The organism is Gordonia amarae NBRC 15530 (assembly GCF_000241345.1).
GTDB classification, from domain to species: Bacteria; Actinomycetota; Actinomycetes; order Mycobacteriales; family Mycobacteriaceae; genus Gordonia; species Gordonia amarae.
The window spans coordinates 132,702-155,270 of the sequence record NZ_BAED01000040.1 but is presented as its reverse complement, the minus strand read 5'-3'; the positions used below and the strand labels follow the sequence as shown (position 1 = coordinate 155,270).

18 protein-coding genes and 1 other RNA gene are annotated in these 22,569 nt (G+C 67.2%); 14 read left to right on the top strand and 5 right to left on the bottom strand.

Going from position 1 to position 22,569, the window contains the following annotated elements:
- Positions 1-76: 76 nt before the first annotated feature.
- Positions 77-1,078, top strand: a complete 1,002-nt coding sequence (locus GOAMR_RS11010) for a zinc-binding metallopeptidase family protein (RefSeq protein WP_040515016.1) — start codon at positions 77-79, stop codon at positions 1,076-1,078.
- Between the two features lie 13 nt (positions 1,079-1,091).
- Here GOAMR_RS11010 and GOAMR_RS11005 read toward each other — a convergent pair whose 3' ends face one another.
- Positions 1,092-1,571 (bottom strand): low molecular weight protein-tyrosine-phosphatase, encoded by a 480-nt coding sequence (locus tag GOAMR_RS11005; protein ID WP_005187130.1) that lies wholly within the window; start codon positions 1,569-1,571, stop codon positions 1,092-1,094.
- 151 nt (positions 1,572-1,722) lie between these two features.
- On the bottom strand, positions 1,723-2,469 hold the full coding sequence (locus GOAMR_RS11000) for an HAD-IA family hydrolase (protein ID WP_005187119.1): 747 nt from the start codon (positions 2,467-2,469) through the stop codon (positions 1,723-1,725).
- 137 nt (positions 2,470-2,606) lie between these two features.
- On the opposite strand from GOAMR_RS11000, the gene cobC reads away from it, so the two are divergent.
- The 7 genes from cobC to GOAMR_RS23620 all read left to right on the top strand — a co-directional run bounded on the left by cobC (position 2,607) and on the right by GOAMR_RS23620 (position 8,044).
- Positions 2,607-3,677 (top strand): Rv2231c family histidinol phosphate aminotransferase CobC, encoded by a 1,071-nt coding sequence (gene cobC / locus GOAMR_RS10995; RefSeq protein WP_005187117.1) that lies wholly within the window; start codon positions 2,607-2,609, stop codon positions 3,675-3,677.
- A 26-nt stretch (positions 3,678-3,703) separates the two neighbouring features.
- Positions 3,704-4,846 carry a Nif3-like dinuclear metal center hexameric protein gene (locus GOAMR_RS10990; protein ID WP_005187115.1) on the top strand — a complete coding sequence of 381 codons (1,143 nt, stop codon included), beginning with the start codon at positions 3,704-3,706 and terminating at the stop codon, positions 4,844-4,846.
- A 93-nt stretch (positions 4,847-4,939) separates the two neighbouring features.
- Positions 4,940-5,677 carry a zinc ribbon domain-containing protein gene (locus GOAMR_RS10985; RefSeq protein WP_005187113.1) on the top strand — a complete coding sequence of 246 codons (738 nt, stop codon included), beginning with the start codon at positions 4,940-4,942 and terminating at the stop codon, positions 5,675-5,677.
- Between the two features lie 16 nt (positions 5,678-5,693).
- A complete protein-coding gene (locus tag GOAMR_RS10980; protein WP_005187111.1) occupies positions 5,694-6,347 on the top strand; it encodes a histidine phosphatase family protein in 654 nt (217 codons plus the stop codon).
- 36 nt (positions 6,348-6,383) lie between these two features.
- Positions 6,384-6,796: RNase P RNA component class A (rnpB, locus tag GOAMR_RS23625), an RNA gene on the top strand.
- Positions 6,797-6,834: 38 nt separating this feature from the next.
- On the top strand, positions 6,835-7,545 hold the full coding sequence (locus tag GOAMR_RS10975; protein ID WP_005187110.1) for a hypothetical protein: 711 nt from the start codon (positions 6,835-6,837) through the stop codon (positions 7,543-7,545).
- Between the two features lie 46 nt (positions 7,546-7,591).
- Complete coding sequence (locus GOAMR_RS23620; RefSeq protein ID WP_005187108.1) at positions 7,592-8,044, top strand: helix-turn-helix domain-containing protein; 453 nt, start codon at positions 7,592-7,594, stop codon at positions 8,042-8,044.
- An 8-nt stretch (positions 8,045-8,052) separates the two neighbouring features.
- Here GOAMR_RS23620 and GOAMR_RS10965 read toward each other — a convergent pair whose 3' ends face one another.
- Positions 8,053-9,009 (bottom strand): LysR family transcriptional regulator, encoded by a 957-nt coding sequence (locus tag GOAMR_RS10965; RefSeq protein ID WP_005187105.1) that lies wholly within the window; start codon positions 9,007-9,009, stop codon positions 8,053-8,055.
- Between the two features lie 137 nt (positions 9,010-9,146).
- Here GOAMR_RS10965 and dnaE point away from each other — a divergent pair, with 137 nt between their 5' ends.
- The 6 genes from dnaE (at position 9,147) to GOAMR_RS10935 (ending at position 19,871) form a co-directional block, all read left to right on the top strand.
- Positions 9,147-12,689 carry a DNA polymerase III subunit alpha gene (gene dnaE, locus GOAMR_RS10960; RefSeq protein ID WP_005187100.1) on the top strand — a complete coding sequence of 1,181 codons (3,543 nt, stop codon included), beginning with the start codon at positions 9,147-9,149 and terminating at the stop codon, positions 12,687-12,689.
- Between the two features lie 69 nt (positions 12,690-12,758).
- A complete protein-coding gene (locus GOAMR_RS10955; RefSeq protein ID WP_138943672.1) occupies positions 12,759-14,906 on the top strand; it encodes an MMPL family transporter in 2,148 nt (715 codons plus the stop codon).
- Between the two features lie 70 nt (positions 14,907-14,976).
- Positions 14,977-15,753, top strand: coding sequence for a helix-turn-helix domain-containing protein (locus GOAMR_RS10950; protein ID WP_005187090.1), 777 nt, complete (start codon positions 14,977-14,979; stop codon positions 15,751-15,753).
- A 10-nt stretch (positions 15,754-15,763) separates the two neighbouring features.
- A complete protein-coding gene (locus tag GOAMR_RS10945; RefSeq protein ID WP_005187087.1) occupies positions 15,764-16,705 on the top strand; it encodes an ABC transporter ATP-binding protein in 942 nt (313 codons plus the stop codon).
- On the top strand, positions 16,702-18,345 hold the full coding sequence (locus GOAMR_RS10940) for an ABC transporter permease (protein ID WP_005187083.1): 1,644 nt from the start codon (positions 16,702-16,704) through the stop codon (positions 18,343-18,345). The genes GOAMR_RS10945 and GOAMR_RS10940 overlap by 4 nt, the downstream gene beginning before the upstream one ends.
- Before the next feature lie 71 nt (positions 18,346-18,416).
- A complete protein-coding gene (locus GOAMR_RS10935; RefSeq protein WP_005187080.1) occupies positions 18,417-19,871 on the top strand; it encodes an RNB domain-containing ribonuclease in 1,455 nt (484 codons plus the stop codon).
- Here GOAMR_RS10935 and GOAMR_RS10930 read toward each other — a convergent pair.
- Both GOAMR_RS10930 and pip read right to left on the bottom strand, forming a co-directional pair.
- Positions 19,858-21,375 (bottom strand): CYTH and CHAD domain-containing protein, encoded by a 1,518-nt coding sequence (locus GOAMR_RS10930; protein ID WP_005187076.1) that lies wholly within the window; start codon positions 21,373-21,375, stop codon positions 19,858-19,860. The genes GOAMR_RS10935 and GOAMR_RS10930 overlap by 14 nt on opposite strands.
- 209 nt (positions 21,376-21,584) lie before the next feature.
- Positions 21,585-22,538, bottom strand: coding sequence for a prolyl aminopeptidase (gene pip / locus GOAMR_RS10925; RefSeq protein WP_005187074.1), 954 nt, complete (start codon positions 22,536-22,538; stop codon positions 21,585-21,587).
- Between the last annotated feature and the right edge of the window lie 31 nt (positions 22,539-22,569).

The following is a 22,569-nucleotide window of genomic DNA, read 5'->3' as shown; positions in this document are numbered from 1 at the left end:
AACGGTACCGAGTGTGGTCGACACGGAGGTTGCCGGTAACCCGCGCAGACACCGCATCAACGGTAGCGTTGCTCCCGTGCGTGACTTCCTTTGCCGAGAATGTGGCCAACGCCTCTCGTTCGAGAACAGCCTGTGCCTTCACTGCCAGTCGCCGCTCGGCTTCTGGCTCGACACCAAGACCATCTACACCCTCGACGACGCCGGTCGCGTCGAGGTCGATGACACGCTGCTGGAGAAGTGTGCCAATGCTGTGGTCGCCCAATGCAACTGGCTCGTCGAGTGGACCGGCCATCCGGAGCTGTGCCCCTCGTGCGCGCTGACCCGCACGCGGCCCGCGGACTCCGATCCCGAGGCGCTGAAGGCGTTCGGGCAGGCCGAATCGGCCAAGCGCCGGCTCGTCCTCGAACTCAACGAGCTCGGTCTCCCGATCGCGGGATTCGACGATGACGTCCCCAACGGGCTGGCCTTCGACCTGCTTTCCAGCGCGGCCCAGTCGGTGGTCACCGGCCACGCCAACGGCGTCATCACCCTGGACCTCGCCGAAGGCGACGACGTGCACCGCGAACAGATGCGCGTCGAGCTGGCCGAGCCGTACCGCACCGTGCTGGGGCACTTCCGGCACGAGATCGGCCACTACTACCAGATGGTGCTGATCGATGACGCCGCGCGGCCGGGCTTCGAGGCGCTGTTCGGCAATCCCGACGACGACTATCAGGCCGCCATCGACAGGCACTACTCCGAGGGTGCGCCGCAGGGCTGGCAGCAGAACTATGTGTCGTCGTACGCGACGATGCATCCGGCGGAGGACTTCGCCGAGACGTTTGCGCACTACCTGCACATCCGCGACACCCTCGACACCGCGGCCGCGTTCGCGATGGCTCCGGCCGGGTCGACTCTCGACAGCGAACTGCCCGGCGACGTCGGTTTTGACCGCATTATCGAGTGGTGGTTGCCACTGTCGTGGGCGCTCAACCAGATCAACCGGTCGATGGGCCACCCCGACATGTACCCGTTCGTCCTCGCCGGACCCGTGCTGGACAAGATCCGGTTCGTGCACGGTCTGATCAGTTCGGACTAGGAACCGGCCGCGGTTACAGCTCGTCGAGCGCCGCGGCCGCCCAGTCGACCAGTCCAGGAATCGCCGCCTCGATCTGGATCCGGGTCTCCGCGAAATCCTCCGGAGTCCCGTAGTAGGGGTCACTCAGGTCGAGGTCGCCGGGGCCGACGGAGGGGTCGAAGCTGCGCAGCAGGCGAACCCGGTCGCCGAGGCGTTTGCGTTCGAGGTCGCGCACGTGACCGTGGTCGGCGGCGACGAACAGGTCGGCGTCATAATGCTCGGGCGAGAGTTGGGCGGCGACATGGTCGTCGGGGTAGCCGTTGGCGAGCAGCTCGGTGCGGGCCCGGTTGTCGGCCGGTTCGCCGGTGTGGAATCCGCTGGTCCCGCAGCTGGTGACCCGGACCCGGCGGTCGAGGCCGGCTCCGGCGAGGGCGGACCGGAAGATGTTCTGGGCCATGGCGGAGCGGCAGATGTTGCCGGTGCAGACAAAGCAGATGTGTAGATCGTCGGACACGGTGTAATTCCTCAGGCTGTTCGAAACCACTGGCACAACACGGACACGGGTACAACACGCGGGTTATTTACTACAACAACCGAAGTTTCTTATTCGAAATTACCGTCATGGGCACCGGTTGTCGGGTTTGACGGGCCCATAGTGGTGGGCGTCACACTCCGAGAAGCGTACGGAGTTCAGGTACGGAACGCACAATCCAGGCTGCCGCACCGGCCTCCCCGTCGAGGGCGTACCCCCACTCGACGTGGACTGTCGGAATCCCGAACTCGGCGGCGCCTTCGATGTCGTGGGAGCGGTCGCCGACCATGACCACCGGAGCCGACACCGTGCCGGTCGCGTCGACCTCGACGCCCAGGCCGGCCAGTGCATAGGCGATCACATCCGCCTTGCTGCGGCGCGTGCCGTCGTCGGAGGCGCCCGCGATCAGCTCGAAGTACTCGGACAGCCCGAAATGCTCGAGGATCCGGATCGCCGTCGCCTGATTCTTGGAGGTGGCCACGGCCATCCGGCGGCCCGCCGCGGCCAGGTCGGCCAGCAGCGGCCCGATACCGGCGAATACCGAGTTCTCCAGGTAGCCGACGGTGGAGTAGCGCGCACGGTAGGCGGTCATAGTGGCGTCGGCGGTCGGCTCGTCCAGGCCCATGGCGTGCAGCGTGTCGAGCAACGGTGGGCCCGCCACACCCGCGATCACCTCGGGTGCCGCCGGTGGCAGCCCCATCACGTCGAGCGCGTGGGCGAAGCTGTTCGCGATCCCGGCGAAACTGTCGGTGAGGGTGCCGTCGAGATCGAGCAGCAACGCCGCACCGGGGTCCGCGGGTTGCGCTCCTGCCGAAGGCGCCTCGGTGATGCGCGGGGGGATCTGCGCTAAGGGGATCTGCTCGGCTGGAGTCTCGTGCACGCCCTCTATCGTGCACGTGTGAAGCGGTTCCGGCATAACGAGGGTCCCAGAACGGGTGACACCGGTGAGGTGGCGACATTGTGGGACGGCCGTGCCCGGTCCCGGTGGGAACGGGCACACGACAGCGTGGGGCGCCGATGAGCGGGGATCTGTTCTCGCCGGATCGGCACGGCGACAGCGACAGCGCCGCCGGCCTGCTGGACTTCGCGGTCAACGTCCGTGAGGGTCCGCCCCGGTTCGTGCTCGACGCGCTCGGCGCCCGGCTGCCGGATCTGGCCCGGTATCCCACCGCCGCCGACGAGGCGCGTGCGGTGGCCGCGGTCGCCGCGGCGCACGGTCGGCCGGCGGAGGAGATCCTGTTGCTGTCCGGGGCCGCGGAGGGCTTCGAGCTGCTGCCGCGCCTCGGGATCCGGCATGCCGCGCTGATCCAGCCGTCGTTCACCGAACCGGAGCTCGCGTTGCGGGCCGCCGGGATCCCGATCACACAGGTGGTGCTGGAGCGTCCCTGGCGTCTGGGTGCGGACGACATCGCGCGACTGATCCCCGCCGATGCCGACCTGGTGGTGATCGGCAACCCGACCAACCCGACGTCGGTGTTGCATCCGGCCGCCACCATCGAGGCGCTGCGGGCGCCGGGCCGTGTCGTCGTCGTCGACGAGGCGTTCGCCGACCTGACCGTCGACCCCGGGTCGGGGGAGCGGGAACCGGAATCGGTGGCCGCACGCCGGTGGCCCGATGTGATCGTGGTGCGCAGCATCACCAAAACGTTCGGGCTCGCGGGTCTGCGCGCCGGATATCTGCTCGCCGACCGAGAGATCATCGAGCGGCTGTCGATGGGGCGCAGGCCCTGGGCGCTGGGTACGCTGGCGCTGGTCGCGCTCACCGAATGCGTTGGTGCGCAAGGCCAGCGGTACTGCGACGAGGTCGCCGCGACGGTGGCCGGGTACCGGGCCGGCCTGGTCGACGGGCTGCGCGGGCTGGGCATCGAGCCCGCGGTGCGGCCGCAGGCACCGTTCGTACTCATCGAGGTCCGCGACGGGCTGGGGGTCAAGGAGCGGCTGCGGGAGCGGGGGATCGCGGTGCGTAGCGCGGCGAACTTCGTGGGCCTGGGGCCGGGTTATCTACGGCTGGCGGTCCGCGACGAGCCGGCCACCGCGCACCTCGTTGACGCGTTGCGAACGATCGGTGGGTCTTCTGGTCTGTTGTGAACCGGTCGGTGTGGGTGACAGGGTGAATGACCATGAGTGAGAACACGGCCCAGACTCTCGCGCGGATCATCGGAGTTCTCGACGAGGCGTATCCGCGCCGGCTCGCCGAATCCTGGGACTCGGTCGGTCTGGTGTGCGGTGACCCTGATGACACAGTGGCCCGGGCGCTGGTCTGCGTCGACGTCACCGACCGGGTCGTCGATCAGGCGATTGCCGACGGCGCGGGACTGATCCTCGCCCATCATCCGCTGCTGCTGCGCGGCGTCGACTCCGTGGCCGCCGACACCCCGAAGGGACGCATCGTCCACCGGCTCATCCGGTCGGGCATCGGCCTGTTCACCGCCCACACCAACGCCGACAGCGCCCGGCCCGGGGTGTCCGACGCGCTGGCCGCCGAGTTCGGCCTCCTCGACACCGTGCCGCTGCGGCCGCTGCACGTGCCGCCCATGGACAAGTGGGTCGTCATGGTGCCGGAGGGCAGCAGCGATCAGGTGAGCGAGGCGATGTTCGCCGCGGGCGCAGGCGAGATCGGCGATTACCGCGACTGCTCGTGGTCGGTGGTGGGGGTCGGCCAGTTCGAGCCGCAGGCCGCGGCCAACCCGACGATCGGGGAGATCGGCAGGCGCGAACGCGTCGACGAGGCGCGCGTGGAGATGGTCGCCGAACGCCGGCTGCGCGCCACCATCCTCGCCGCGCTGCGCACGGCACATCCGTACGAGGAACCCGCCTTCGACGTCCTCGAACTCGCCGACCTCGACAGCGACCTGGGCCTCGGGCGGATCGGGCATCTGCCGCAGCCGATGACCGCAGCCGACTTCGTCGCCCTCGCCCAGCGGAAACTGAACGGGCCGTGGGGTGTTCGCGGCACCGGCGATCCCGCCGCGATGATCGCGACGGTCGCGGTGTGCGGCGGCGCGGGTGATTCGCTGCTCGGCGCGGCCGCGGCGGCCGGCGTCGACGCGTACCTGACCGGCGACCTGCGCCACCATCCGGCCGACGAGGCGCTGCGCGCGGGCGGGCCCGTCCTCGTCGACGCCGGCCACTGGGCCACCGAATTTCCCTGGTGCGCACAGGCCGCCGCGCTGTTGCGCGAGCGTGCCGGAATCGGGGCCACGGTGTTCGCCGAATCCACCGACCCGTTCGGCATCCACTGCGCGCCCGGTCACTGACCACGGTGGCCGGGGAGCGCGATTGGACGGGTGAACGGCAGGTGACACAATCAGTCAGTTGACCGCGATCACCACAACAGAAAGCAGGCCCCGATGAAGGCTGGTTCCGCCGCGCAGAGACAGCTCCTCGACCTGGCTGATCTCGATGCCGAGCTGGCCCGTATCGCGCACCGCGCCCGTACCCTGCCCGAGGACGCCGAACTCGCCGAGTTGGGCAAGCAGCGCGAGGCCGCCCACGCCGACCTGGTGCGATCGGAGATCGCCGCCGAGGACCTGGCCCGCGAGTACAAGCGGATCGACTCCGAGGTCAACGGGATGAGCGCCCGCGAGGCCAAGGACAAGGCGCTGCTGCAGTCGGGCAAGCTGGCCCCCAAGGCGCTCACCGAACTCCAGCACGAACTCGCCGGCCTCGGGCGCCGGCGTTCGGTGCTTGAGGACGAGTTGCTGTCGGTGATGGAACAGCAGGAGGCCGTCGGCACCGAAAGCGAACGGGCGCAGGCCACCGTCCTGGACATCGACACCAAGATCGGTGAGGCCACCGGTCGCCGCGACGCCGCCCTCGCCAAGCTCGACGGCGACCGCGAGATGAAGGCGCAGCGCCGCGACGAGGTGGCCGCCGGTGTGGACGAGGGTCTGCTGGCCGTCTACGACCGGCAGCGCTCGCAGGGCCGGGCCGGGGCGGCGTTGCTGCGGGCACGACGCTGCGGCGGCTGCGGGATGGAACTCGATCGCGGTCTCATCGCGCAGATCACCGCGGCCGCCGAGGACGAGGTGGTGCGCTGCGACGAATGCGGCGCCGTGCTGGTCCGCACCGCCGAGTCCGGTCTGTAGAGAATCCGGTCCGGGAATGAGCGAGCAGAAGAGCACCCCCACCTGGCAGGGGCAGCGGCAGGCACCGACCCGGCTGGTGCTGCTGCGGCACGGGCAGACACCGCTGTCGGTGGAACGGCGCTACTCCGGCCGTGGCAACCCCGAACTGACCGAGCTGGGCCGTGCGCAGGCGGCCGCGGCGGGTAAGCGACTCGGCGCGGACACCTCGATCTCGGCGATCGTGTCCTCACCGCTGGCCCGGGCCACAGCCACCGCTCGCGCCGTCGCAGATGTGAACGGTCTCGATGTGGAGGTCGTCGACGGCCTCACCGAAACCGACTTCGGCGACTGGGAGGGGCTGACGTTCCTCGAAGCCGCCGAGCGCGACCCGCAGGCACACCGCGAATGGCTCGGCGATGTGACGCTGCCCCCGCCGGGTGGGGAGAGCTTCGCCGCCGTCGCCGACCGGATCGGTGACGTCAAACAGTCTCTGCTGCACAGGTTTCCGGCGCAAACAGTGCTGGTCGTCTCCCATGTCACGCCGATCAAGACGCTGCTGCGTGATGCGCTGCGTGCCGGGCCCGAGGTGCTCTACAGCATCCACCTCGACCTGGCGTCGGTGTCGATCGTCGAGTTCTACCCGGACGGCGGTTCCGTGGTGAAACTCGTCAACGACACGAGCCACCTCTAGCTCGCGCTTCACCTCCGTCTATCCTGAACGGGCGAACGAGTCGGCCGGGCGGCCGCGGCGCGCGGAACGACCGGTCACCGGAGACGCCGAGCGCCGAGGAAAGTCCGGACTCCACGGAGCAGGGTGGTTGTTAACGGCAACCCGGGGTGACCCGCGGGACAGTGCCACAGAAAACAGACCGCCGACGGCATCTCGGTGCCGCCGGTAAGGGTGAAACGGTGCGGTAAGAGCGCACCAGCGACGCGGGTGACCGCGCCGGCTTGGTAAACCCCACCCGGAGCAAGGCTGAAGTCCGCACCGACAGGTGCGGGTGCGCAGGTGTTCGAGGGCTGCTCGCCCGAGCCTGCGGGTGGGCCGCTTGAGGTACCCGGCGACGGTGTGCCCAGATGGATGGTCGCCGCCCACGCCTCGCGTGGGCACAGGATCCGGCTTACACGCCGACTCGTTCGCACCGGCAGGCATGTATCGGATCTGATACAGTTGATGGATGGGCGTTGGTGACTCTCGTTCTGGTTTGCAGGTGAAACCTCCTGGCCTCGCCGTCGTTCTCGAATCTGCTGCGAGGCTTCAGCAGCTTGTTCCCGATGCGGTGCTCGTAGGTGGCTCTGCTGCCGCCTACTACGCGCAGCACCGGCTTTCCACCGATCACGATCACGTACTCGCAGATCTGCGTGACCGTTTCGATGCCGTGCTTGACGCGCTGGATCGGGATGGGGACTTCATACTGAACCGCGCGGTGCCGGGCAAGATCATCCTCGACGAGCTGGGCGGAATCGAAGCAGGTGTCCGGCAGCTCATCAGGAAGCGCCCGCTGGAGGTCCAGTGCGTTGACTTGCCGTCGGGCGCGCGCCTTACGGTGCCCACTGTCGACGAGATTGCCCGAATAAAGGCATATCTGATCGTGAAACGAAATCAGATGCGGGACTATCTCGATCTGGCTGCATTGTCGGGCAGGTTCGGCCGGGAATCAGCGGGCGCCACTCTGGCACGGATCGATGAGTACTACTCCGACGACACCCATCCCGATGATCGGCCGGTGCAGTCACAACTGGCCAGACAGCTCGCCGATCCCAGGCCGAAGGATTCCCGCAGCATTCGGGACCTACCCACCTACAAGGCACTTGAACCCCGGTGGCGGAAGTGGGATGACGTGGTGGCCGAGTGCGTGGCATTGGCGGCGTGTGTCGTCAATGGATAAGTGAAGGCGGGGATAAGTGAATGGGGATGATTGAAGGAGGCGCGCAATGGCCCTGAAGTTCCGCAATATCGGCGTCACCCCCGATGATCCGGTCGAGGATTGGGGATTCGAGGGGATCCTTGCGGCGATCGACCGCGGCTACGCCCGTGACTGGGCGAAACTTGTGACCGCGGTTCATGCGAATCCGGACCTGGAACAGGTGTACCGCGAGGCAACGGAAGCAGCGGAATCGGATTCGACGGTCACTCTGCTCGACACGATGCTCGCCGACAAGAGGAAGTCCCCATCCGAGCGGGCTGTCGAACGACTGCGAATGGCGTTCGCAGGCACCCGGATGACTCAAGCCGAGGTGGCCGACCGGATCGGTACCTCGCGGTCCCGGCTGAACTCCTACCTCGCGGGCAAGGTCACTCCATCGATGGATGTGCTTGTCGCGATGGAAGATCTGGCCCGCGAGGTTCGGGCGCCATCGCTGGCAGCGATTCTGATGCTGCGGTAGCGGGGTCCTTACACGGCCGCGTAGTGCATCAGGTCTGCGTCGTCGCCGGGTACCCACAAGCGGTGTGCCGGTGTGCTGTAGTTGGCTGTGAGAAAACGGCGTAGCGCGTCGAGTTCCGGGTGACCGGCCGCTGACTCGCCCCAGAGCAGAGCCATCGGGTAGGCGGGTGCGGGACCGACGATCGGGATGCGCCGGATTCGTGGATGCCACGGCGTGGTGGTGCCCTCGCCGCCGGTGGTGATGAGGCTCTCGGATGCGGCGACCCGGTCGAGGAGACCGCTGAAACCGATGCTGTGCGTTCCGCGTTCGGTGTCGAGCGTCATGCCGGCTACGTGCGCGAACTGGCGGTAGAAGTCGGCGACCTCGGAGTCGAATCCGGCGCCCGGCACCCACAGGGTACGTCCGCCGAGTTCGCTGAACTCGATCTGTTCTCGGTCGGCGAGCGGATTGTCCACGCCAACAAGAAGATGAAGCACATCCAGGTAGGCGAGGGCGGTCCCGATCTGCGCCGGCAAGGGGTGCCCGGTCCACGACGGGCGGGCGAACGCGGCGTCGACGCGACCGTCGATGACGGCCTGCCGCGATGTCCGAGACGGCGACGACATGACGATTTCGATCTGGGCGTCCGGGTTCTGATCGAGGTAGAAGCGCAGCAGATTGGCGTCGGCGATCACCGAGCCATGAACGGCGATCCGGAGAACAGCGGGTTGCGATACGGCGACGACCGCGGCATCGGCGGCCACGATCAGCGCTCGTGCATGCACAAGGAATCGGACGCCGGTCGCGGTCGGTACGACGGTATTGCGGTCGCGGGTGAACAGCCGGATCCCCAACGTGTTCTCCAGTTTGGCGATTCGTTTCGACACGGCCTGCTGGCTGATACCGAGCATGAGGGCCGCCTCGCTGAAACTTCGCTCATCCTCGACGGCGACGACGGCTCTGACGGCACCGAAGTCGAGATCCACGGGCAACCTCCCTGTACAACTGATGGTTGTCAATCTCCGAGTGTTGGATGTTGGACGCCATTGAAAGTAGCAGGTCACACTCGTTTCTGCGCGGGAGGTCTGCGATGGAGTGACAACGTTTGAGGCGGGAGTGTGTCGTGTCCGATTCCTTCGTTCACCTGCACAATCACACCGAGTATTCGATGCTTGACGGGGCGGCGAAGGTGTCGCCGTTGTTCGCTGAGGCCCAGCGGTTGGGGATGTCGGCGATCGGGATGACCGACCACGGCAACATGTTCGGGGCGTCGGAGTTCTACAACTCGGCGGTCAAGCACGAGGTGAAGCCGATCATCGGGATCGAGGCGTATATCGCGCCGGGGTCGCGGTTCGACACCAAGCGGCAGTTGTGGGGGACCCGCGATCAGAAGTCTGATGATGTGTCGGGTTCGGGTGCCTATACGCATATGACGATGGTCGCGGCGAACGCGACCGGGTTGCGGAATCTGTTCAAGCTGTCCTCGGCTGCGTCGATCGAGGGGCAGTTGGGTAAGTGGGCGCGGATGGATGAGGATCTGATCGCCGCCCATGCCGAAGGCATCATCGCCACCACCGGTTGCCCGTCGGGGGAGGTACAGACCCGGTTGCGGCTCGGGCATGATCGGGAGGCGTTGGAGGCGGCGGCGAAGTGGCAGGAGATTTTTGGGCCGGAGAATTTCTATCTGGAGTTGATGGAGCACGGTATTGAGATCGAATCCCGGGTCCGGGAGGGGCTTGTGGATGTGGGCCGCAAGCTGGGGATCAAACCCCTGGCCACCAATGACTGTCACTATGTGACCCGTGAGCACGCGTCGGCGCATGAGGCGTTGTTGTGTGTGCAGACCGGTAAGACACTCTCGGATCCGACGCGGTTCAAGTTCGATGGTGATGGCTACTATCTCAAGTCCGCGGCCGAGATGCGCGAGTTGTGGGATTCGCAGGTGCCGGGGGCGTGTGATTCGACGGTGGAGATCGGTGAGCGCGTCGAGTCCTATGCGGAGGTGTTCACTCACCGCGATCGGATGCCGATCTTCCCGGTGCCCGATGGGTTCACGCAGGAGTCGTGGCTGAGCCGGGAGGTGTTCGCGGGGTTGGAGCAGCGCCGGTTCGCCGGGCGCACGGTGCCGCAGGACTATCTGGATCGCGCGGAGTATGAGCTTGGGGTGATCAACCAGATGGGGTTCCCGGCGTACTTCCTGGTGGTCGGTGATCTGATCCGGCATGCCCTCGAAGTGGGGATCCGGGTGGGTCCGGGTCGTGGTTCGGCTGCTGGTTCTCTGGTGGCGTGGGCGTTGGGGATCACCAATATCGATCCGATCCCGCACGGTCTGCTGTTCGAACGGTTCCTCAACCCCGAACGTGTGTCGATGCCCGATATCGATATCGATTTCGATGATCGTCGTCGTGGTGAGATGGTGCGCTATGCGACTGATCGGTGGGGGTCGGACAAGGTTGCGCAGGTGATCACGTTCGGCACGATTAAGACGAAGGCGGCGATCAAGGATTCGGCGCGGGTGCAGTTCGGGCAGCCGGGGTTCGCTATCGCCGATAAGATCACCAAGGCGTTGCCGCCGCCGATCATGGCCAAGGATATTCCGGTGTGGGGTATCACCAACCCTGATCATGAACGGTTCTCTGAGGCTGCTGAGGTGCGCACGCTCATTGAAACCGATCCGGATGTGAAGAAGATCTACGACACCGCGCTCGGGTTGGAAGGTTTGATCCGGAACGCGGGTGTGCATGCGTGTGCGGTGATCATGTCCTCGGAGCCGCTCACCGATGCGATTCCGGTGTGGAAGCGTGCTCAGGACGGGGCGATCATCACCGGGTGGGATTATCCGTCGTGTGAGGCCATCGGGTTGTTGAAGATGGACTTTCTGGGGTTGCGGAACCTCACCGTTATCGGTGATGCGTTGGAGAACATCACACTCAACCGCGGTATCGATCTCGACCTCGACGAACTTCCTCTCGACGATGCCGCGGCATACGCCATGCTCGCCCGCGGCGACAATCTGGGCATCTTCCAATTCGATTCCGCCGGCATGCGTGAGCTGCTATTGCGCATGGCACCAACGACTTTCGACGATCTCGTCGCATCCAACGCGCTCTATCGACCCGGGCCGATGGCCGTCGGCGCGCACTGGGCGTACGCCGACCGCAAGAACGGGCGAGAACCCGTCACGCCGATCCATCCCGAACTGGCCGAACCCCTGCACGACATTCTCGGATCCACATACGGGCTGATCGTGTACCAGGAACAGATCATGCAGATTGCGCAGAAGGTCGCCGGATATTCACTCGGCCAGGCCGACCTGCTGCGCCGCGCGATGGGTAAGAAGAAGAAAGAAATCCTCGACGAGGCGTACGACGGATTCGCCGAAGGCATGCGGGACAACGGCTTCTCCGACGATGCAATCCGTACGCTATGGGATACCGTGTTGCCGTTCGCCGGATACGCATACAACAAGTCCCACGCCGCCGGATACACACTGATCACCTACTGGACCGCCTACCTCAAAGCCAACTATCCGGCCGAATACATGGCCGGGCTCCTTACCTCCGTCGGTGAGGACAAGGCGAAAACGGCCGTATACCTGGCCGATTGCCGGCAACGGCACATCATCGTGCTGCCACCGGACGTGAACGAGTCGCAACGCAACTTCGCCGCCGTCGGCACCGACATCCGCTTCGGACTCGCCGCCATCCGCAACGTCGGCACCGGCGTGGTCTCCTCGATCCTGTCCGCACGCGAGGAGAAAGGGAAGTACACTAGCTTCTCGGACTACCTCAACAAGATCGACGTGGTGGCCTGCAACAAGAAGGTTACCGAATCACTGGTCAAGGCAGGCGCTTTCGACTCGCTCAGTCACCCGCGCAAGGGCTTGTTCCTGGTGCACAGCGACGCCATCGAATCGGTCCTCGGAACCAAAAAAGCCGAAGCGACCGGCCAGTTCGACCTGTTCGGCGACGCCGGCGGCGCCGACGACTCGATGGCCGACGTGTTCGCGGTCAAGGTGCCCGAAGAAGAATGGGACACCAAACACAAACTGGCACTCGAACGCGAAATGCTCGGCCTGTACGTGTCCGGCCACCCTCTCGACGGCATCGCTGCGGCGCTCGCCGCCGAAACCGACACCTCCATCGCCTCGATCCTCGATGGACAGGTCACCGACCGGCAGCAGGTCACCATCGGCGGCATCGTCGCATCGGTCGACCGACGTATCACCAAGAAGGGTGAACCCTGGGCGATCGTCGAACTCGCGGATCTGGTAGCCGGCACCGAGATACTGTTCTTTCCCACCGCATACGACGCATCACAGTCGCTCCTCACTCCCGACAGCGTGCTCGTCGTCGTAGCGACGGTCAGCGTCCGGGACGGTCGCCGCAGCCTGTTCGCCGTCGGCGCTCGGGCGCCCGAACTCTCGGTCCGGACCGTCGGCCGACCAGTGACACTGTCGCTCACCGCAGCCGCCTGCACTCCGACCACGATCAGGGCACTTCGGGAGATCCTGGAGAGACATCCAGGCTCCACCGACGTGCACATCCAGCTCCGTGCGCCGCAGCAAACGACACGGCTCGCCGTCGCCCCACGCCTTCGGGTTCACCCATCATCCGGACTGACCGGCGAACTCAAAGCTCTCCTCGGCGCCGACGCCGTCGGGTAGCGCGGCACCAGTTCGATCCATTCGTACAAGTGCTGAACGGGTGCCGTCGCCAACGATGGAACGGTGCTGATGAAGACCACCACCGTCCGTCGCGGTTACCTCGTCACGGTTGCCGCTGCCATCATGCTCGCGGCCGTCTGCCTCGTCCTGCTGCCGTCCACCCAGACGCGGCTGCTGACCGGTGGGATCACCGCCGATTCCGCCGAGTCGGTCCGTGCGGAAGCCCAGATGACGAAATATTTCCCGACCGCGCGACCCGACATCGTCCTCGTCCTGACACCCGGGTCGACGCCTACGGCCACGCTCGACGACGTTCTCGGCGAGGTGCGATCGTTGACCGGTGTGACCGGGGTCCACTCGGTGCCGACCGCCGGTGGGGGAGACAGCAGCCTCGCCTTCGTGACCGTCGCCCCGGAACAGCCCGCACACGTCATCACCGACATAGCCGAGGCGGCCGACGACATCGGTGACCGCTCGGGAGTGCAGGTCACGGCGACCGGTGACAAGGTGATCGACGGATCCATCGACGTCCTCGCCGAGGAAAGCCTGGTACGCGCCGAACTGTTCGCCGCACCTGTGGTCGCGCTCATCCTGCTCGTCGTCTTCGGATCAGTGTGGGCCGCAATGATTCCCCTGCTCGCCGGCGCGGTCGCCGTCGCGATCGCGATGCTCGGCCTCAACCTGCTGACCCGGGTGACCGACGTGTCGGCGTTCGCGCTCAACCTTGCCACCGCCATCGGTTTCGGTCTGGCAATCGACTACAGCCTGTTCCTCGTCGCCCGCTGGCGCGAAGGCAGGCAACGGGGGCTATCCCCCGAGGACGCCCGGGAATTGGCCGTACGCACATCCGGGCGCACGATCATCTTCTCCGGCATGACCGTCGTGATCGCGATGGCCGCGCTCCTGGTGTTCCCGGGATACTTCCTGAAGTCGCTGGCCTACTCCGGAATCCTCACCGTCACCGCGGTCATGGCGGTGACCATCGGCATCGTGCCGCGGCTACTGGTTCTGCTCGGCGACCGTGCGACGCGCCGGTACGCGTGGAGCCGCTGGGCGAGTATCGAACGCGAACCCGCGTCGGGATCTTCGTCGAGCGTCCGGCCGCAATCACGCGTGAGATCGTGGGCGACGGTGATCGTGGTGACCGCGGTCCTCCTGGTGGTCGCCGCACCGTTCCTCGGCGCGCACTTCATCTTGCGCGACTACCGGGAGCTGCCGGTCGGGGATCCTGCGCGTGTTGCGGCCGAACAGGTCGTGGCGGACTTTCCGGAGGTCGGTCAGGGTTCGGTGGATGTGGTGTTCGAGAAGGCACCCGACGACGCCTCGCTGGCCGGAGCCGCCGAGCGTATCGCGTCGCTGGACCACGTGGCCGGCGTTGCCTGGAGCGGCGGCACCGCTCGCCGGTCCGGGACCGGCCAGGTACTGACCGAGCCGGCCGGCGCACCCGGTCGCGCAACGTTCGTGGCCGCGGACGGAGCGACATGGATGCGGGTGGATCTGGCCGTCGACCCCGGATCGCCCGAGGCGGCTACGGTCCTGCGGCAGGTCCGCACCGCCGTCGCCGGGCTCGGCGCACTGGTGGGCGGACAGACCGCTCTGGTCGTCGACACGACGGACGGTCTGGGCGCAGCCCTGCCGTACGCGATCACCGCGATCGTCGTCGTCACCGCTGTGCTGCTGTTCCTGCTCACCGGTTCGGTCGTGTTGCCGCTGATCGGTGTCGCGCTGTCGGTGCTGTCGCTCGGGGCCACGTTCGGTCTGCTCGTCCACATCTTCCAGGACGGGAACTTCGCCGGTGTCCTCGGCGGGTTCACCGCCTTCGGTGCGATCAACGTGTCCGCACCGATCCTGTTGTTCTGCATCGCCTACGGGTTGTCGATGGACTACCAGATGTTCATCCTGGCCCGGATCGCCGAAGAACACGCTGCGGGAAGATCGGGCGATGAAGCGGTCAGGATCGGTATCGCCACCACCCGCCGGGTCATCGGTGCGGCGGCCATCCTGATCTCGGTGGTCCTCGCGGCGATGGCCACCTCGGGGCTCACCTACCTCAAGATTCTCGGTCTCGGATTGACCGTGGCCGTGCTCGTCGACGCGTTCGTGGTGCGCCTGTTTCTGCTGCCCGCTGTGATGCGGATCTGTGGGGACGCCGTCTGGTACCGTCCGCGACTGCTGGACGGTGTGTACCGTCGAATGCGTCTGTCGCATGAAAGCTGACGTCGGTGGCGGGTACCCGGTCCGGCTGTGGAGGGGCGTGGGTCGTGATGAACGGGGGCCGACAGGGCAGATGACAGACCGGTTCAGCGGTGACTACTCCGACCTCGGCGTGAGTGCCGTCGTCTATCGGGGAACCTTCACACCGACCGCAATCCACCGGCATTACGCGATCCAGGTGGTCGACTGTCCGCAGGGGATCGACCTGAGACGCGGTGATGACACGCTGACCGGAGTGACCGGCGTGGTGATCGGGTCCGGGGTACCGCACCAACTGCTCTCGTACGGCCGCGCGACGGTCACCTACGTCGCACCGCACACCGCCGACGGCCGGCGGCTCGGTGAGTCGATCAGCTCCGATACCGCCGATTGTCCGGGACCAGCGGTCACCGGCGGTCCCGAGGGTGGCCGCCCGGATTCAGTGGCGGACGAGATTGTTCTGTGGATCGGACAGCGAATCCGGGACACCCCGACCGCCGCGCTGCACCTGCCCGATGTCGCCATGAGTTTTCATCTGTCCGCGCCGTCCGTGCGCCGGATCCTCGCCGCAGGCCTGGACGTGAGCTATTCGCAGATCGTGCAGTGGGAACGCCTGCGGTTGGCGATCGAGTTCATCGCCGAGGGCAGCGGATGCACCGATGCCGCCACCGGTGCCGGCTTTTACGACGGACCGCATTTCAATCGGATCTGCAAGGCGATGCTCGGCATCGCACCCAGGCTCATCGAACTCCGCTACGTCCGGCCGGTGCAACCGGCCGCTCCCGGCGCCCCGTCCCGATCGCCGTCGTGTCCTGAACGTCCGCGGGTGGTGGATCATTCGCCCCTTGGCGGACGGCGGTGGCCGTTCTAGCGTGGGATCTATGACCGACGCCATCGCTGTTTCCGGGCTGTGCAAACGATTCGGCACCACTGTCGCACTCGATCACCTCGACCTGTCGGTGGCGTCGGGTGAGGTGCACGGATTCCTCGGTCCCAACGGCGCGGGCAAGTCGGTGACCATCCGGACACTGCTGGGTCTGCTCCGCAAGGACTCGGGGTCGGCATCGGTGCTCGGGCTCGACCCCTGGTCGGAGGCGACCGCACTGCATCGCAGGCTCGCCTACGTGCCCGGCGATGTCACGCTGTGGCCCAATCTGAGCGGTGGTGAGGTCATCGACCTGCTCACTCGCCTGCGCGGCGGTGTCAACAAGGCCCGCCGCGACGAACTCCTCGAACGTTTCGCCCTCGACCCCACCAAACGGGGCCGCACCTACTCCAAGGGCAACCGGCAGAAGGTGGCCCTGGTGGCAGCGCTCGCCTCCGACGTCGAACTCCTGCTCCTCGACGAGCCCACATCGGGACTCGATCCGCTGATGGAGCAGGTCTTCCGGGAGACGGTGGCGCAGGCGTCCGAACGCGGCTGCACCGTCCTGCTGTCGAGCCACATCCTGTCGGAGGTGGAGGCGCTGTGTGACCGGGTCACCATCATCCGCAACGGTCACACCGTCGAAACCGGAACACTCGCCTCGCTGCGGCACCTGACCCGCACCTCCGTCACCGTGACCACCGAGCGGCCGATCACCGGCCTGGCCGACCTGGCCGGGGTGCACGACATCGTGGAGGGGTCTCCCGATCACGCCGATGGGCAGATCCGCACCCGGTTCGCCGTCGACACCGAACGCATCGGGGAGATGCTCGGGTATCTCGGCACGTTCGGCATCGTCGGGATCACCTGCAGTCCACCGACCCTGGAGGAGTTGTTCCTGCAGCACTACGACACCGCGGCGACGGGTTCCGCGCACTCTGCCGGCGCCGGCCGATGACCACCGCCACGGTGGGCGACGGCCGCCGTGCTGCCGGACCGGCCGTGCGGGAGAGCGAGTACGTGGGAACCGGGCAGCTGTTCCGGTTCTTTCTGCGACGGTCCCGGTTGGCGCTGGTGCTGTGGGTGCTGGGCACAGCGGGCCTGTACCCGTTGACGGCGGTGGCGCTTGCCGGTGCCTATCCGACACAGGCGGATCTCGACAAACTCGCCGCGAGTATGTCCGGTAACGCGGCGGTCATCGCGATGGCCGGCCCCGATCTGGAACTCAACACGGTCGGTGGCCAGACAGCGTGGCAGTTGTCGGCTTTCGGGGCGATCCTGGCCGGGCTGATGAGTACCTTCCTGGTGGCCCGGCACGCGCGGTCGGGTGAGGAGTCCGGCGCCGACGAACTGATCGGCTCGGGCGTGGTCGGCCGCGGCGCACCCATCGCCGCGACGGTGCTGACCGTTCTTCTGGCCAACGTCGCGCTGATCGTCATCGTGGGACTGTCGTTGACGGCGTGCGGCCTGTCGGCGGCCGGTTCGTGGACGCTCGGGGCCGCCTGCGGATTGACCGGTGTGGTGTTCGGTGGCCTGGCACTGATCTTCGCCCAGGTCAGCAGCACCACCCGAGGGGTGTGGGGGATGAGTGGTGCGGCGATCGGTCTCGCCTACGCGCTCCGCGCGGTGGGCGATGTCAGCAACAACCCGGCCCGTTGGCTGTCGCCGATCGGGTGGGGGCAGCAGGCGCGTGCCTATGCCGGCGAACGGTGGTGGCCGCTGGCGATGCTGGTCGTCGTGGCCGTTGTCGCCGTGGCGGTGGCGACGGTGCTGCGTTCGCGCCGCGACTTCGGTTCCGGGCTGCTCCGGCAGCATCCCGGCCCGTCGTCACGAGCCTGGGGCGGCGGAGCGTACGAACTGTCGTGGCGGCTCGCCAGGCCGGCCATCATCGGCTGGATCCTCGGCCTGATGTTCGGTGGCGCCGCCTACGGCTCCATCGGCGACGGCGTGGACGACGTCATCTCCGGCGACAGCGACCTCACCGGTTCCCTGACCGGCGGCCAGTCCGCCGGATCCGCTCTCGTCGACGGCTTCTACGGCAGCGCTGTGCTCATGTTCGCCATCATCGCGGCCGGTTTCGCGGTCAACCTCGTGTTGCGCGCGCATCGCGACGAGACCGCCCACCATGCCGAACCGCTGCTGGTGGCAGGGGTGCGGCGCACCACCTACCTGGGAAGTCACGTCGTCTTGGCGCTGACCGCGCCGGTGGTCGCGGTCGTCGCCGCGGGGGCCGCGTCAGGGCTGGTGTACGGGATCGTCTCCGGCGGCACACCCCGCGTCGCGGAGTTCGCGGGCGCGGGTCTCGGCTACACTCCGGCGCTCTGGACGGTGGTCGCGGTCACGGTCGTACTGGTCGGTGCCGCACCGAGATTCGCGGCACTGTCGTGGGTGGTCGTCGCGTTCGCCGCGATCGCCATGTTCTTCGGTCCGCTGCTCAAGTTCCCGCAGTGGCTGCTCGACATCTCGCCGTTCACCCACATCGCGCTGGTCCCGCTCGACGATGTCCGGTGGACGCCGCTGATCGTGCTGACCGTCATCGCCGCGGCCCTGATCGCCGCCGGCACGACAGCTTTCACCCGCCGCGACATCGACTGCTGACCTGGTTCGGTGGATCAGTTCTGAGGCATCTGGCGGTCGACCGGTACCGGGGGCCACTAAGGTCGGTGGGTATGCACCGTCGCTTCTCCGCACCCGATATCGACTTCGACGCCATCCGCACCGAACTCGGGGTGGCCGAGGACTATGGCGACGACGCACTCACCGAGGCGCACAATGCCACCGACCGGCACGCCGGTGACCGCGAGGACCGCACCGATCTGCCGTTCGTCACCATCGACCCACCGTCGTCGATGGACCTCGACCAGGCGGTCCACATCGCCCGCGACGGCGACGACTTCATCATCGACTACGCCATCGCCGACGTGGCGGCGCTCATCGAACCCGAAGGCGCGCTCGACCAGGAAAGCCGGCGTCGCGGCACCACCGTGTACTTTCCGGACGGTTCGGTGCCGCTGCACCCGCGGGAACTGTCCGAGGGCGCGGGATCGCTGCTGCCCGACCAGATCCGGCCCTGCGTGCTGTGGACGATCCGGGTGTCGGCCGCGGGGGATCCCGTGCAGGTGAAGGTGCGGCGCGCGATCGTTCGGTCGGTCGCCAAACTCAACTACGCGGGCGTGGCTGCCGACGCCGCGGCCGGAACACTGCACCCGTCGATTGCGGCGCTGCCCGACTTCGGCGAACTGCGTGCCCGCGTCGCCCTCGATCGCGGGGCCGTCGACCTCAACCTGCCCGACCAGGAGGTGGTACGCGGCGACGACGGCGGCTGGTCGGTGGAACTGGCACCCCGGACCCCGGCCGACGGCTGGAACTCGCAACTGTCGCTGCTGACCGGCATGTGCGCGGGAAAGATCATGGCCGACGCCGGGATCGGGCTGCTGCGCACGCTGCCACCGGGCAAAGCGGAAGCCGTCGACACGCTGCGGACCATCGCCGCGGCGCTCGGTGTGCCCTGGCCCGACGGTCACACACCCGGACGATTCCTCAAAGGCCTTGCCCCCGAACAACCGTCGACGCTGGCGCTGATGAACGCGGCCACCTCGCTGATGCGCGGAGCGGACTATCTGGTGCTCGGCCGCGGCGCCGACGGCGCGCTCATCGACGCCGTCCACGGTGAACCGGTCTCCGACGAGGGCACCCGGCATGCCGCGATCGCCGGACAGTACGCGCACGTCACCGCGCCGCTGCGCAGGCTCGGCGACCGGTTCGCCACCGAGGTGTGCCTGGCGGTGACCGCCGGAGCGCCGGTGCCGGACTGGGTGACCAGGGCGCTTCCGACGCTGCCCAAGGCACTGCGGTCCGCGGACTCGCTCAGTTCGTCGGCGGACCGACTCAGCGTCGACCTCGCAGAGTCCATCGTTCTGGAAGATCAAGTCGGCCAACGATTCTCTGCCGTCGCCACCCGGGCGGCGGGTGAGAAGAGGCCGGCTGAGGTGTACATCGACACCCCGGCCGTCATCGCCCCGTGCGAGGGCACACCCGAGCCGGGCCACCGCCTCGACGTCGTGCTGTCGGCGGCGGACCCGGTGAAACGTCAGGTGCGGTTCAGTCCCGTCACAAATCCTTGATGACCGAGCCGTAGGTGGCGATGGCGCGCTGCATCGCCTCCGCCTGCCGGGTGTCGACGCGGCCGAGGACGAACAGATCCCGCGGCTCCAGTCGAAGCGCGCCCGACTGGGCCTGCGCCACCAACTCGGCGATCCGCTGCCGGTTGATCAGGGCGTCGTTCACGTCACCGAGCGCTGTCTGAATCACCTTGGCCACCTTGCCCGCCCGCTGGTGATGCTTCTTGCCGAGCGGGGACACCGCGTCGACCCGGTACCGCAGGCGCTTGGCCTTCTTACGCACCACATGAAGCTGTTCGAGCCACTCGTCCGACCCCTCCGGCAGTGTGGCCAGTGTGGCCTGTTCCCGCCGAATCCGCTTGCGGCTGCGGTGGATCGACCTGTCCGCGGCCATCTCGGCGGTGTCGTCGGCAGCCGGTCCGGTGGGCGGATCGGCGATCAACTCGTCGATATCATCGAGCAGCGCGAAATACCGGTTGGAGTTCATCGCAGCATGTGCCACCCGCAACGCCCGGTCGTGACCGGCCTTCTCCTGCCCGATGAGCGCCTCCCGTAGCGCGTCGGAGACGTCCTCGCCCTCCAACAATGAGATGTCGATGTCGATCTGTACCTCGCTGTCGCGGGCGTCGCCGAGGATGCGGGCCAGCAGGCGGAGTTCACCGTCGAGGTGGGTGGTCTTCTCGTCGTCGAGCACGCCCTTGAACCCGGTGAGCACGCTGCGCAGCCGGCGCGAGGACACCCGCATCTGGTGGACCGCATCGTAGGTGTCGACCCGCACCTGCGGGTCCCACGCCACCAGCGCGTTGCGATGGGTGGCCAGGTCCGTGAGCACGAGATCCAGTGCGGTCGGGTTCTTTCCGAGCTCCGGCACCGCCGACGAGACCGCGGGGGTGGCCCCGATGGCACGCGCCAGCTTCGACGCGCTCGACGGCTCGCGGCCGCCTGCGCGGGCCAGTGCCCGCGACGCGTCCTTGAGGAGGCGGGAGTTCCCGGAGTCGCCGAGCAGCTCGAACTCCCACTCCGCCCACTCCTGGCTGTGCCCGCCGGGCAGCAGTGAGCGGGCGGTGACCAGGTCGGCCGCCAGCTCGGCGACCGGCTCGTCACCCGCCCCGAGCAGGGTGGTGACGGTGCGCTGCGTGGAGATCACCGCCACCGGGATCAACGGCCTGCTGCGGATGAGCACCCGCACCGGATCGGTGAGCGCCGCCGGCGGGGTCGAGTCGTCGGCGGACTCGTCGAAGCTCACCTGGAGTTCGCGGCGGGCCCCGGCAATCCCGGTGGGGCGCTTGAGATGCCAGCCCGAGTCGTGACCACCGGTGCGGCGCCGCATGGTGATCTTGTTGCCGGCCAGATCGAGGTTCTCGGTGTCGTAGTAGGTGGCGTCGAGCAGGAACGTCTCGGGTTGCCGGGCGCCGACGACGCCGGGCAGAACGCGGAGGTCGGGAGTTTCGATACCCGCCTCCACATCAAATTTCAGTTCGACTTCGATCTGCTCGGATGCGACCACCGCGACTCCTTCGTCTTGGCCCCCACGGTCAGTCCTGGACGGTGGGATCTGGGTGCGACCGGATACCGGTCGCAGTGTCCGATTCTAACCGGCTCACCGTCGGCATCCCTGAGGAACTGCTGGTGAAGTCCCGGTGGGGGACAAGGCGGAAAGCCCTGGCGAACAGCCGTTTGCCGAACGCGGCCCGGCCGAGCGACGATCGACCGGGATCAGAGTCCGGCGAACTTGTCCGTCGCCTCGATGAGGTGATGTTTGATGCCCGGCTCGAACGACGCGTGACCGGCGTCGTCGACGATATGCAGCTCGGCCGATGGCCAGGCCCGGTGCAGATCCCAGGCGCTGCGTGCCGGGCACACCACGTCGTAGCGGCCCTGCACGATGACACCCGGGATGTCGCTGATGCGGTCGATGTTGGCCAGAAGCTGTCCGTCGGTGAGGAATCCGCGGTGGGTGAAGTAGTGGTTCTCGATGGTCGCGAACGCGAGGTCGAACCGGGAACCGTCGGCGCCGGCATCGGAATGGGGGAGCAGGTGACTGGTGGACTGCTCCCACGCGGTCCATGCCGCCGCCGCCCGCTGGGCCACCTCGCGGTCGTCGCCGGTGAGCAGTCGGTGGTAGGCGGCCACCAGATCGCCGTCGCGCTCGGCCTCCGGGATCGGTGCCAGGTAGCCCTCCCACAGATCCGGGAAGATATTGGCGGCGCCGCCGTTGTAGTACCAGTCGATCTCGCTGCGCCGCAACAGAAAAATTCCGCGGAGTACCAGTTCGGTGACGCGCTCGGGATGCGTCTGCGCGTACGCCAGTCCCAGCGTCGAACCCCACGAACCGCCGAACACCTGCCAGCGCTCGATGCCGAGGCGCTCACGCAGGAGTTCCATGTCGGCGATCAAGTGGTCGGTGGTGTTGACGGACAGGTCGGCGCCGTCGGCGATGTGCGGACGGGACCGGCCGCAGCCGCGCTGGTCGATCAGCACGATCCGGTACCTGGCCGGGTCGAAGAACCGGCGCTGGTCGGGTCCGGTGCCACCGCCCGGGCCGCCGTGCACGAAGACGGCCGGCTTGCCGTCGGGTGAACCCGAGGTCTCCCAATAGATGAGCTGACCGTCACCGACATCGAGGAACCCGGAGTCGTAGGGTTCGATCGCCGGATAGAAGTCGCGCATGGAGACTCTCATCTGTGAGTGGTTGGCAGGG